This is a genomic window from Streptomyces sp. SID3343 (genome assembly GCF_009865215.1).
Taxonomy (GTDB): domain Bacteria; phylum Actinomycetota; class Actinomycetes; order Streptomycetales; family Streptomycetaceae; genus Embleya.
Window position 1 is genome coordinate 1 of sequence record NZ_WWJX01001122.1, and the last position, 11,642, is coordinate 11,642.

At 70.0% G+C, this 11,642-nt stretch carries 10 protein-coding genes and 2 pseudogenes; 7 read left to right on the top strand and 5 right to left on the bottom strand.

Translation table 11 applies throughout. From position 1 onward, the window contains the following. Nucleotides 1-111: 111 nt before the first annotated feature. From GT354_RS35135 to GT354_RS35150, 4 genes are all read left to right on the top strand, one after another. A complete protein-coding gene (locus GT354_RS35135; RefSeq protein WP_161360434.1) occupies nucleotides 112-1,035 on the top strand; it encodes an SPFH domain-containing protein in 924 nt (307 codons plus the stop codon). An 8-nt stretch (nucleotides 1,036-1,043) separates the two neighbouring features. Continuing rightward, on the top strand, nucleotides 1,044-1,346 hold the full coding sequence (locus tag GT354_RS35140; protein ID WP_161360435.1) for a hypothetical protein: 303 nt from the start codon (nucleotides 1,044-1,046) through the stop codon (nucleotides 1,344-1,346). Between the two features lie 458 nt (nucleotides 1,347-1,804). Continuing rightward, on the top strand, nucleotides 1,805-2,431 hold the full coding sequence (locus tag GT354_RS35145) for a GPP34 family phosphoprotein (RefSeq protein WP_161360436.1): 627 nt from the start codon (nucleotides 1,805-1,807) through the stop codon (nucleotides 2,429-2,431). A gap of 49 nt (nucleotides 2,432-2,480) precedes the next feature. Beyond that, the gene (locus tag GT354_RS35150) at nucleotides 2,481-3,647 is read left to right on the top strand and encodes a DMT family transporter (RefSeq protein ID WP_237535784.1); all 1,167 of its coding nucleotides are present in this window, start codon (nucleotides 2,481-2,483) and stop codon (nucleotides 3,645-3,647) included. Here the strand turns inward: GT354_RS35150 and GT354_RS35155 are convergent. Next, nucleotides 3,631-4,203, bottom strand: coding sequence for a class I SAM-dependent methyltransferase (locus tag GT354_RS35155; protein ID WP_161360437.1), 573 nt, complete (start codon nucleotides 4,201-4,203; stop codon nucleotides 3,631-3,633). The genes GT354_RS35150 and GT354_RS35155 overlap by 17 nt on opposite strands. A gap of 53 nt (nucleotides 4,204-4,256) precedes the next feature. Further along, entirely contained in the window at nucleotides 4,257-5,744 is a 1,488-nt protein-coding gene (locus tag GT354_RS35160; RefSeq protein WP_161360438.1) for a YhjD/YihY/BrkB family envelope integrity protein, read from the bottom strand. Between the two features lie 473 nt (nucleotides 5,745-6,217). On the opposite strand from GT354_RS35160, the pseudogene GT354_RS35165 reads away from it, so the two are divergent. After that, nucleotides 6,218-7,228, top strand: a pseudogene (locus GT354_RS35165) (IS630 family transposase). A 61-nt stretch (nucleotides 7,229-7,289) separates the two neighbouring features. Here the strand turns inward: GT354_RS35165 and GT354_RS35170 are convergent. Next, nucleotides 7,290-7,616 (bottom strand): DUF6368 family protein, encoded by a 327-nt coding sequence (locus GT354_RS35170; RefSeq protein WP_161360439.1) that lies wholly within the window; start codon nucleotides 7,614-7,616, stop codon nucleotides 7,290-7,292. A gap of 575 nt (nucleotides 7,617-8,191) precedes the next feature. Beyond that, complete coding sequence (locus GT354_RS35175; RefSeq protein ID WP_161360440.1) at nucleotides 8,192-8,524, bottom strand: YnfA family protein; 333 nt, start codon at nucleotides 8,522-8,524, stop codon at nucleotides 8,192-8,194. 47 nt (nucleotides 8,525-8,571) lie between these two features. On the opposite strand from GT354_RS35175, the gene purB reads away from it, so the two are divergent. Continuing rightward, complete coding sequence (gene purB, locus GT354_RS35180; RefSeq protein WP_161360441.1) at nucleotides 8,572-10,014, top strand: adenylosuccinate lyase; 1,443 nt, start codon at nucleotides 8,572-8,574, stop codon at nucleotides 10,012-10,014. A 441-nt stretch (nucleotides 10,015-10,455) separates the two neighbouring features. On the opposite strand, the gene GT354_RS35185 is transcribed toward purB, so the two are convergent. Next, nucleotides 10,456-10,779 carry a hypothetical protein gene (locus GT354_RS35185; RefSeq protein WP_161360442.1) on the bottom strand — a complete coding sequence of 108 codons (324 nt, stop codon included), beginning with the start codon at nucleotides 10,777-10,779 and terminating at the stop codon, nucleotides 10,456-10,458. Between the two features lie 368 nt (nucleotides 10,780-11,147). Between GT354_RS35185 and GT354_RS35190 the strand changes: the two are divergent. Then, nucleotides 11,148-11,642, top strand: a pseudogene (locus GT354_RS35190) (ATP-dependent DNA ligase); the annotation flags it as partial.

Consider the following 11,642-nt stretch of genomic DNA (forward strand, 5'->3'; position numbering starts at 1 on the left):
CCCGGGAGGCAACGTGGGGATGTTGTCCTCGCTCGTAGGTTTGGGCGGGAGGAAAAAGTGATATCAGTTTGCTATGGTGGTGATGCCACCTCAACCAAGCGGGAGTGACTCATGAGCGACATCGGTCCGGAGACGATCGTGGAGATGCCGGCCCCTCAGGTCCGGGAGAGGGCGGCCAATGGTGCGTCGGGTCTGCCGGCGCTGGCGATCGGCGCGGTGTTCTTCGTCGGCGGCATCGTGGTCGCCGTGCTCGGCGGCACGTTCGAGGACGCCGCCAAGGCCGGGGTGATGACCGCGGGGATCGTGGTCGCCGTGCTCGCCCTGTTCGGGCTGTGCGGCCTGACCACCGTTGCTCCCGGCGAGGCCAGAGTTTTGCAGCTCTTCGGACATTACAAGGGCACCCTCCGCACCGATGGCCTGCGCTGGGTCAACCCGTTGATGGGGGCCACCAAGGTCTCCACCCGCATCCGCAACCACGAGACCCAGACCGCCAAGGTCAACGACAACGACGGCAACCCGATCGAGATCGCCGCCGTCGTGGTGTGGCAGGTCAAGGACACCGCGCAGGCGAAGTTCGAGGTCGACGACTTCGAGGAGTTCGTCGCGATCCAGACCGAGACGGCCGTGCGGCACATCGCCAACAGCTACCCGTACGACAACCACGGCGACGGCGGCCTGTCCCTGCGCGACAACGCCGACGAGATCACCGGCAAGCTCTCCGCCGAGATCGGCGCGCGGGTCGCATCCGCCGGGGTGAGCGTCGTCGAGTCCCGGATCACCCGCCTGTCGTACGCACCCGAGATCGCCCAGGCCATGCTGCGCCGCCAGCAGGCCGGTGCCGTGGTGGCCGCCCGGCAGCGGATCGTCGAGGGCGCCGTGGGCATGGTCGAGATGGCGCTGACCCGACTCGAAGAAGGCGACATGGTCGAACTCGACGACGACCGCCGGGCCGCCATGGTCAGCAACCTTCTCGTAGTCCTGTGCAGCGAGCAGGCGACCGCGCCGGTGATCAACACCGGCTCGCTGTACTCGTAGCCGGTCCCGTGACCGAGCGTAAGAAAATTCTGCTCCGACTCGACCCGGCGGTGCACGACGCGGTCGCCAAGTGGGCGGCGGACGAACTGCGCAGTACCAACGCCCAGATCGAGTTCCTGCTGCGGCGTGCCCTCGGCGACGCGGGCCGGATGCCGGGTGACGCCGGCCGACCGGCCCGCCGAGGCCGCCCCCCCAAGACGAAGCCCGCCGCGAGCGACGGAGGCGACCATGGCGACGGAGACGATCGTGGCGATTCTGGCGAGCGCGGCGGCGGCACTGGCGACAGTGGCGATGTCGGCCCCCCGGCGTGACGAGGCTCCTGAGGACGACGTGACCGAGTGGCGAAGCGGAATCCGACAGGGACGCATCGGCGGCGCAACGCGCATCGTTCCTGCTCCTCGTCCTGGTACTACTGCTCGCGGACGAACGCGATCGGCGGAAGGCGACGATCCGGGGCAACCTCGGAGCCACCCCCCGCTCGGCGGCGCGGCCGACCCCCTACCGACGACGAGTCACGACCGAGGACCGGGACGGCAAAGTGCGCGCGTCCGCCCGTCCTGCACCCGTACTCTCCTGTGACCCGGCAGCCGCGCTGCGCCGGGCGCGCCGCGACCCGGCGTACGAACGGATTCCCGGCGGCGCCTGAACCGACCTACGGGACAGGCGAGTTCTCGCCGAACCGAGTCGCACTGCACCACACGCACCGCACCGAAACGAACCGCACCGAACCGAGCGCGCAAAGCGCCGGCCGAATGCCGAGGAGGCCGACATGGACACGTCTCTGGTTCAGCGGACCATGCTGCTCGCATGCAGTCCCGAGCGGCAAAGGCTGATGAGCAGGAGCTACCTGGGCTCCACACTCCAGGCCGCCGCGTTGCTGGAACTGACCACGCTCGGTCTGATCGAGGACCGGGACGGCCGGGTCGTGGCGACGAGCGCACGCGGTCGCGCCCCCGGGTGCGACTTGCAGGTCGCGGTCCTGGCACGGATCACGGCAAGCGAGCGGGCTCGGAGTTGGCGGCACTGGATCAGGAAGCAGGACCGGCGCGCGCCGTCGATCGTCCGGGACGCCCTCGCGCGCGATCGGGTGATCAAACTGGAATCACACCGCTTCCTGGGTGTCCTCCCCGGGCAACGCATCACGCTGCGTCAACCGCAGCTGCGGTCCGCCGCGACCAAGGCGATGTGGGACGCGCTCAAGCCGGGAAACCCCGTCGCCCGAGTACCGGTCGAGGACGCCGCGCTTGCCGTCCTGGCGTACGAGGGCGAGTTGCGGGTCGTGCTCGGCGGCAAGGAGCGGCGGGCCGCCAAGGGCAGGGTCCGCGAGTTCGCGTCGGGTCTTGGTCCGGTGCCGTCCGCGCTGCGCGCGGTAGTGCGTTCGCGCAAGTCGTCGTAGTCCGGGGGCGGCGGCTGATCCGGCTTGACCGTATCCGTAGTGTCGGAGAATGACCTCCCGCACCGCCGCCGATCCGGCATCCCGCGCGTTTCCCGCCTTCGTCGACCGGCTCATGCCGGGACAGCAGGGGCGCGCGGTCATGTTGGTTCTGGGCAGCGCGTGCTCGATCCAGTTCGGCGCCGCGTTCGCGGCGAAGCTGTTCCCCTACGTGGGCCCCGCCGGTGCGGTCACATTGCGGCTGGTCATCGCGGCCGTGATCCTGCTGGCGTTCGCACGGCCCCGGGTGCGTGGGCGCACTCGTGGCGACTGGATCGTGGTGGCCGGGCTCGGCGTGATGTTCGCCGGGATGAACATGTTCTTCTACTCGGCGATCGATCGGCTGCCGCTCGGCCCCGCGGTCACGCTGGAGTTCCTGGGACCGCTGGGCCTGGCCGTGGTGCTCTCGCGTCGGCTGCGCGACATGGTGTGGATCGTGCTCGCGGCCGGTGGCGTGCTGATGCTCGGCGGAGGCGGCTTCAGCGGGCTCGATCCGGTGGGTGTGGCGTTCGTGATGGCCGCCGCGGTGTGTTGGGCGGGCTACATCATGGTGGCGTCGAAGATCTCCAAGCGCTTCGACGGTATCGAGGGCCTTGCCCTGGGCTTCGCGGTCGCGGCCGTGCTGGTCAGCCCGTTCGGGATCGCCACCGCCGGCACCGCGCTGCTGGAGCCGAAGGTCGTCGCCTTGGGCGCGGTCGTCGCACTGTTGTCCTCGGCCCTGCCGTACAGCTTCGAGATGCTCGCCATGAAGCACCTGCCGCCCGCGACCTTCGGTCTCCTGGCGAGCCTGGAGCCGGCGGTGGCCGCGATCGCAGGCTTCCTCGTGCTGAGCCAGTCGCTGGCGCTCGTCCAGATCGCCGGCATCGCGCTCGTGGTGATCGCGAGCGCTGGGGTCACCATCGCTCAGTCACCGAGTCCGGTGCCGGTGCCGGTGAAGATCGATCCGGGCATGGGGGCTGCCGAGGATTCGGAGGACGCGGACTCGCACGCGGACTCGCACGCGGACGCGGACGCGGACTCGGACGATTCGGTGCCGGTGAGGGATTCGGGGACAGCGGGGGATTCGGCGGGAGCGAAAGGTGCGGGGGGAGTGGGGTCGGGCAGTGCGGGCTCGACCCGAGCGGGCGCGGGTGCGGGCTCGGTCGAAGCGGACGCGGGCTCGGTCAGGGTCGAGTCGTAGGCGATGTCGGGTTCGGTGACGTTCGGTACAGGCGGGCCCGGGCTCGATCCACCACCACCTCTCGGTGCAGGTGCCATCCCCACTCCGGCCGCAGCGTCGGGCGCTTGTGCGGAGTCACCACGACGAACACGGTCGTGACCTCGCTCATCGCATACGCCAGGGCCGGCAGGCGGGATTCGGCGAGCAGGTGGAGGGCGTAGCTGCACACCACGAGCGAGTACGCGCGGCCCGTGAGGGCGCCTGCCGCGATGTCCTCGAAGCGCAGCGATTCGGCGTCGCGGCCGGTCCGCCCGCGGTAGGCGGCTCCCGTGTACGGGTCTATCCCGGTCACGTCGCGTGCCCCGAGGCCGCGCAACGCGAGAGTGGCCTCGCCGCTTCCGCAGGCCAGGTCGAGGACCTCGTCCAGCAGCGCGGGCTCGGCCGTGATGGGGTCGGTCAGGATCGCGGCCAGGACCGCGTGCACGCGCGGTTCGTGCGGGTTGCGGTACGCGGCACCGTGCAGGGCGTAGAAGCCCTCGGCGCCCAGTTCCTCGTACGCGGGTCGGATCTTGTCCATCCCATGATTGTCTACTGCGGCCTTCGCCGGCCGATCCGGGGCTTGGGCCGGGACTAGGGCTTGGGCCGGGCCTTGTCGGTGGTCAGGCGTTCGGCTTCCCCGGTGCGCTCGGGGGTGTCGGCGGCGGAGCCGTCGAGTGTGGCGTCGCCGGTGGCGGGTTTGCCGTCGTCGGCGGTGTTCGCGGGGGATGTGCGGCCGAGGCGGAACCACTTTTTCCAGGCGCCCTTGGGCTTGGGCGCGTCGCGCATCTCCACGTAGGGCTCAAGGGTGGGCGGGTGGCCGCCGGCGATGGCACGGGCCCGTTCGATCTCCGCGTTGTACTCCGCGCCGAGCAGGATGGCCATGTTGGTCAACCACAGCCAGACCAGGAACACGATGACGGCGGCGAGTGTGCCGTAAGTCTTGTTGTACGTGCCGAAGTTGGCGACGTAGTACGCGAACGCGGCAGAGAACGCCGCCCACAGTACGACCGCGAGCACACCGCCGGGAGTGATCCACTTGAAGCCCTGCTTGGCGTTGGGGGCGGCCCAATACAGCAGTGCGAACAGGAAGTTGACCACGACGATCAGGACCGGCCACTTCGCGTAGTCCCACAGCAGTACGCCCGCTTCCCCGACCCCGAGCGCGTGTCCGGCCTGTTTCGCGAGCGAGCCGGTGAACACCACGGCTATCGCGCAGACCGACAGCAGGAGCAGCGTCACGATCGTGACCGCGATTCGGGTCGGTACGGTCTTCCACAACGGCCGGCCCTCGGGGACGTCGTAGATCGTGTTGCACGCCCGCATGAACGCGGCGACGTAGCCCGACGCCGACCACAGGGCGAGGCCGAGGCCGGCGAGCGCGAGCGGACCGGCCGCGCTGCGGCTGTGTTCGAGGTTGGCGATTGCGTTGAGCACGATCTCGTGGGTCTCGGCGGGGGCGACGCTCTGGACGTTCTCGGTCAGTGCGTCGGTCGCCGAACGGCCGACGAGTCCGACGAGCGAGACGACCACGAGAAGCGCGGGGAAGATCGACAACACGCTCTGGTAGGTCAGGGCGGCCGCCCAGATGTTGAGGTCGTCCTCCTTGAACTCTCGCAGCGTGCGCCAACCGGCCTTGAACCAGGACGACTTCGGGAGATCGGTGGGTTTGGCGGGGAGGTCTTGGAGGTGGACGGGGGTGGATTCCGCGGTGTTCTCCGGAGTGCTCTCCGGGTCGGAGTGGGTGTCGGTGCCGCTGTTGGGGCCGGTGTTGGTGTTCGGCTTCCGCCTCGGTTTTGGTTTTGGTTTTAAGGCTGCGGGTTGGTCGGAGGGTTTGGTGGTGTCGACCCCGGCGCGGTCGGGGTTGGAGCTGGGGTTGCGGTCGGGCTTGGGGCCCGGGGCCGCGCCGGGGTTGGGGTTGGCGCGGGTGTCTGGGCGGGGCGGGGTGGTCGGGGGCTGGTGGGCCTGACTTTCCGGGGTGTTCGGGTCCGCGCGTCGCTCGCCGCGGATCGCGCGCTCGATCTCTGCCTCGCGTTGTTCGCGCTCGGCGCGTCGTTTGCGTTCGTCGTGTCGCCTGCCCATGTTCCCGCCCCGCCCCCAGTCGATTCGCGATGGGCGGCGCCTACCCTGCGGGGTGCTTGGCATGCGCTTCTTTTTGCTTGGCGGGCAAGGGTTGTGACGGTATGTCAGGGGCGCGTCGGACGCCTTTGGTCGTGGCGGTTGCGTCTTGGTCGGGCGGCAGTTGTTCCCACCCGCACCACCCGTTGCGGATGCCTTCGAGGGCTGCGGTTTTCGGGCACCCGGGGCCGCCCGATCCGGCCTCGGGGCCTGTGCTCGGCTTGGGGTTTCGGGTTTTGTGGTCTGGGTGTCAGGGGTGGGGTGTGTCTTGGTTGGGGACCGGGTTGTTGCTGGTGCTGTGTCCGCATAGGTTCGCCGGGTCGGCGGTCGTGGCGGTTGGATGTGCGGTGACATCCGATCCGACCGCTGGAGGCGCGGTGGCCGTGCAGCAGATCGTGCGCCGGGGCAGCACCGATTCGGTTCGCTACCGACGGGCGATGATGCTGCTGGCCTCGGCCGGCGGGAACCGGGTGCCGGTAATCGCCCAGTTGGTGCAGGCCGACGAGGACACCGTCCGGGATGTGATCCACGCGTTCGATGAGAAGGGCCCGGCCTGCCCGGACCCTCGGTGGGTGGGAGGCCGCCCCCCGCCAATTCGGTGATGACGACGAGGACTTCGTCATCGCGACCGCCACCACCCGCCCGGTCAAGCTCGGCCGGCCGTTCACCCGCTGGTCGCTGCGCAAGCTGGTCGCCTACCTGCGCAAAGTGCACGGCCGGGTGATTCGCATCGGCCGTGAGGCGTTACGGTGCCTGCTCGCCCGCCGCGGCGTCACCTTCCAGCGCACCAAGACCTGGAAGGAGTCCCCGGATCCCGGACGGGAGGCCAAGTTGGACCGTATCGAGCACGTCCTGGACCGTTCCGGGACCGGGTTTTCGCCTTCGACGAGTTCGGCCCGCTGGGGATCCGGCCCACCGCAGGCTCGGGCTGGGCCGAAATACGGCGTCCCGACCGGCTGCCGGCCACCTACCACCGTACCCACGGAGTCCGGTACTTCCACGGCTGCTACTCGGTGGGCGACGACCGCCTGTGGGGCGTGAACCGGCGCAAGAAGGGAGCCGTGAACACGCTGGCCGCGTTGTCGATCCGCGCCGCCCGGCCCGACGGCGCACCGATCTACGTGATCCTGGACAACCTGTCCGCCCACAAGGGCGCCGACATCCGTCGCTGGGCGAAGAAACACAAGGTCGAGCTGTGCTTCACCCCGACCTACGCCTCGTGGGCGAACCCGATCGAAGCGCACTTCGGACCGCTGCGGCCGTTCACCATCGCCAACTCCCACCACCCCAACCACATCGTGCAGACCCGGACCCTGCACGCCTACCTCCGCCGGCGCAACGCCAACGCCCGCGACCACGACGTCCTGGCCGCCGAACGCAAGGAACGCGCCCGCATCCGCAGCGAGAAAGGCATCCGCTGGGGCGGCCGACCCGTTCTCGCCGCATGATCAGGCAACATGGCGAACGTTCCAGGTCAACAGCACCACCTCCGCCGCCGATCTGTCCGGGCTACTTGACCAGCCGGAAGGCGGGGTGCCCAAGCCAGACCCGCAGGAACTCCGCCGTTCCCAGCGCTATCCCGTCGTCGTCTGCGATCCCCAACACTCCCGGAAGGCCGGCGACGACCGACGCCTGCCCGGCCGGCAGCTCGGCTTTGGCCACGCCCCCGATGACATCCACGACAGCGGCGGTCAGCAGGGCCGTGGCCACGTGGTCGATCTCGCGATTGCAGCCTGCGCTGACATTGACGGCATGGGTCGGCCCGAAGCCGAGGACGGCCTCCACCTCGGGCTCGTCCGCGTGCTCGGCCTCGAAGATGCTCTCGTCGCCCGGCATCCGGCCCCATCACGTAGACCAGGAAGGGCCGACGCCAGTCCACGCGCTGCGGATTGAATCCCACCAGGGCCGTGAGCTCGTCCTCCCCGGAGTGGTTGCCAAGGAGTGGAAGCGGGAACGGCTTTCGCCAGTTCTCCTCTCGCCTGTCCTCGACGCCCAGTTGCTCTGCGGGCACGTTGACGTCGAAGAACCCGAGCCGCTTCTCGTCGAAGTGGGAGGAGAGCCCCACCATCAAGGCGCGGAACTCGCGCAGCGCGACCGGGGAGAGCGGCTCCGCCAACTCGATCACCAACGTCGGACCAGACATGCCGGGAGCCTAGTTCGATCGGCTCCGCGACCCGCTCAATTGTTCCCACCCCGAGTCCAGCCGGTCCGAGCACCGACGCCGCCAACCCGGTGAACCTATGCGGTCAGAGCACCAGCGGCGTTGCTCGTTGTCGATGCTTTTGGGGCTCTGGGGCTGGTGCTCGGTTTTGTGTTGTGCATGTCGCGGGCCCGTGGCCGGGTTTTCAGGCGGTTGGCCGTGAGCCTCGCTTCGCGTATCGGTGCAGGGCCATGCGGCCACGAGCGAGGTTTCAGCGGCGTGGGGCGTACATGATCAGGGCCACGCCCATCACGCAGACCAAGGCGCCCGTGAGGTCCCAGCGGTCCGGGCGGAAGTTGTCGAAGGCCATGCCCCAGGCGAGGGAGCCGGCGACGAAGACGCCGCCGTACGCGGCCAGGATTCGGCCGAAGTTCGCGTCCGGCTGGAGGGTCGCGACGAAGCCGTACAGGCCCAGCGCGATGACGCCGAGCCCGGCCAGCCACCACGGGCGGTGCTCGCGAACCGACTGCCACACCAGCCACGCGCCGCCGATCTCGGCGACTGCGGCGAGTACGAACAGGACCAGGGAACGCGCGACGATCATGGACGTACGTTAAGGGCGCGGTCACGGGCTCGGTAAACTCGCCGGTCGTGACGTCCCAGCCTGTGCGCAAGCCCCGCATCCCGAACGTTTTGGCCAACCGCTACGCCTCTCCGGCACTGGCCACCCTGTGGTCCCCCGAACACAAGGTGGTGCTCGAGCGCCGGTTGTGGCTCGCGGTACTGCGTGCCCAGGCGGACCTGGGCATCGACGTGCCCGACGGCGCCGTCGCCGACTACGAGCGGGTGATCGACCAGGTCGACCTGGCCTCGATCGCCGAGCGCGAGCGGGTCACCCGGCACGACGTCAAGGCTCGGATCGAGGAGTTCAACGCCCTCGCCGGCCACGAGCACGTGCACAAGGGCATGACCTCGCGCGATCTCACCGAGAACGTCGAGCAGCTCCAGATCCGCTCGTCGCTCGAACTGGTTCGCGATCGGGTCGTCGCGCTGCTCGTGCGGCTGGGCGAGTTGTCCGCGCAGCACGCCGAGTTGGTCATGGCGGGCCGTTCGCACAACGTCGCCGCGCAGGCCACCACGCTCGGCAAGCGGTTCGCGAGCGCGACCGACGAGCTGCTCGTGGCGTACGGCCGGCTGGAGGACCTGATCGCGCGCTACCCGCTGCGCGGTATCAAGGGTCCGGTCGGCACGTCGCAGGACATGCTCGACCTGCTCGGCGGCGACGAGGCGAAGTTGGCCGAGCTGGAGGGTCGGGTCGCCGGGCACCTCGGCTTCGACCACGCGTTCGTGTCGGTCGGCCAGGTGTACCCGCGCTCGCTCGACTACGACGTGGTCACCGCGCTTGTACAACTCGCCGCCGCGCCGTCGTCGCTGGCCAAGACGATCCGGTTGATGGCGGGCCACGAGCTGGTCACCGAGGGCTTCCAGCCCGGCCAGGTCGGCTCGTCGGCGATGCCGCACAAGATGAACACGCGCTCGTGCGAGCGGGTCAACGGCTTCACGGTGATCCTGCGCGGCTACGCGTCGATGGTCGGCGAGCTCGCGGGCGACCAGTGGAACGAGGGCGACGTGTCGTGCTCGGTGGTCCGACGGGTCGCGCTGCCCGACGCGTTCTTCGCGTTCGACGGGCTGATCGAGACGTTCCTGACGGTGTTGGAGGAGTTCGGCGCGTTCCCCGCGGTCGTCGCGCGCGAGCTGGACCGCTACCTGCCGTTCCTGGCCACGACCAAGGTGCTGATGGCCGCGATTCGCGGCGGAGTGGGCCGCGAGGCCGGGCACGAGGTGATCAAGGAGCACGCCGTCGCGTCGGCGCTCGCCCTGCGCGAGGGCGTCGAGCGCAACGAACTCCTCGACCGCTTGGCTGCCGACGAGCGCCTGCCACTGGACCGCGCGGCCCTCGACACCCTGCTCGCCGACCGCCTGTCCTTCACGGGTGCGGCAGCGGCTCAGGTCGCGGAGGTCGTCCGCCGCGTCGAGGCGGTGGCGGCCAAGCACCCGGAAGCGGCGGCCTACCGCCCCGGGGCGATCCTCTAGCTTTGGCCGCGGAACTGCGTCGGATGCTTCGCCGGGCGCTTTCGCTTCGTCGGACGCTTCGTAGGGAGACGGCGTCGGTGGCAGCGGAGTGTTTCGCAGGTTGACTCGGGGTCGCGCCGGGCGTTGTGGTGCTGCGCGAACCGCTGTGGCCTTCGGGCGTCGCGGTCGGATCGGATCCGGTCGCGGCGCCCGGTCGCGGCGCCCCTTCGCGTTCGTGCGTCGGTCGCGATCACGATCGGGAGTGGTCGGTGTGGTCGGCGATGCCCCGGGTGCATGAGCCCTGTGAGGGGGCGGGTCGTACGAGCTTTCCGGGCCGCTCACATCACGGCCGGCGGACGCGCCGAAACCGTCGGCGGCTCGGCTCGGCTCGGTTCGCTTCGCTCGGCTCGATTCACTTCTGCGGGCGGCCTCGACGGAGGGTGCTCGGCCGGGGAGGCGGGGTCAGACGAACCTGACGCTGTGTGGGGCGGGATTGCGGAAGTCGCGGGACGTGTGCGGTCGCATCTCGAAGGGGCCTTCCTCGCAGCCCGGGGCGAGGTACACGACGGCCCGGGTGTCGGTGTCGTGGTCGGCGTGCACGGCGCCCGCGACGAGGAGAAAGCACTCTCCGTCCTCGGGATCGTCGTTTCGGAACTCGTCTCCGTTGACGTCGGTACAGCCGAAGTCGCCGATGGCAGCATGGACGCCGGCGGGCAGGCCGGTGACCAAGGCGATCGTGGCAGCGGCGGTGATCGTGACGCGTCCCAGGCGTACGAGTGCGCGCATGCGGATCACCTTCCGGGCGGCCGGAAGCTTGTTGCCTGTGTCGACACGTCCGGTCGGACGATCACCGACCATCCCAACAGGTCCCGCGTCCGGCCCGGCGGATGTGGCCCGTTCGAGGGCGCGCCCGTGGGTTCGTGTGCGTCACGCGAACGACGCCGGCGGCGTGTTGCGCGGCCCTTCGCAACCGGATCGGGCGGCGATCGGCCCAGGTGGATTCGATCCGCCGCGGCGGCCGGCGCGGGGTGCGCCCGTTCGGGGGTCGGGCCGTCGGTGGGGCTTACGGCAGCGGTCGAACGGCCACAGGGGATGAGAGTCGGCCCGCGTAGCGTGCGGGTCGGTGGGCCGTCGGGTGTGAGGGGTGCTTCGCTATGGGGTCGTTGGCGTTTGTCGATGTGGCCGAAGCCTCGCGGCGGATCGCGGGGGAGGCCGGTCGGACCGCGAAGGCGGAGATCGTCGCCGAGTGCCTGCGCGGGGCCGCCCCCGAAGAGGCGCCCGTGTTGGTGGCCTACCTTTCGGGGGCGTTGACGCAGCGGCAGATCGGGGTGGGACCGGCGGCGTTGCGGGAGGTTCCGGGTCCGGCGGAAACCGCGTCGCTGTCGTTGCTGGAGGTCGACGCCGCCTTGGAGGTGGTCGGGGCGACCACCGGCGCGGGATCGCAGGCGACGCGGCGGGGGCTGGTGGACACGCTGTTCGCCCGGGCCACGGCGGTCGAACAGCGGTTCTTGATCGGGCTGTTGGTGGGTGAGGTTCGGCAGGGGGCGCTGGACGGGGTCATGGTCGACGCGATCGCGCGGGCGGCCGAAGTGCCGGTCGCGGCGGTACGGCGGGCGCTGATGTTGCGCGGCGCGGCCGGCCCCGTGGCG

Bases quoted from the DNA above. Each gene is read 5' to 3' on its own strand.
- GT354_RS35185 (WP_161360442.1), bottom strand. From the start codon at position 10,779: ATGCGCGCACTCGTACGCCTGGGACGCGTCACGATCACCGCCGCTGCC.
- GT354_RS35170 (WP_161360439.1), bottom strand. From the start codon at position 7,616: ATGCCGGGCGACGAGAGCATCTTCGAGGCCGAGCACGCGGACGAGCCC.
- GT354_RS35150 (WP_237535784.1), top strand. From the start codon at position 2,481: ATGACCTCCCGCACCGCCGCCGATCCGGCATCCCGCGCGTTTCCCGCC.
- GT354_RS35145 (WP_161360436.1), top strand. From the start codon at position 1,805: ATGGACACGTCTCTGGTTCAGCGGACCATGCTGCTCGCATGCAGTCCC.
- GT354_RS35175 (WP_161360440.1), bottom strand. From the start codon at position 8,524: ATGATCGTCGCGCGTTCCCTGGTCCTGTTCGTACTCGCCGCAGTCGCC.
- GT354_RS35135 (WP_161360434.1), top strand. From the start codon at position 112: ATGAGCGACATCGGTCCGGAGACGATCGTGGAGATGCCGGCCCCTCAG.
- GT354_RS35155 (WP_161360437.1), bottom strand. From the start codon at position 4,203: ATGGACAAGATCCGACCCGCGTACGAGGAACTGGGCGCCGAGGGCTTC.
- GT354_RS35160 (WP_161360438.1), bottom strand. From the start codon at position 5,744: ATGGGCAGGCGACACGACGAACGCAAACGACGCGCCGAGCGCGAACAA.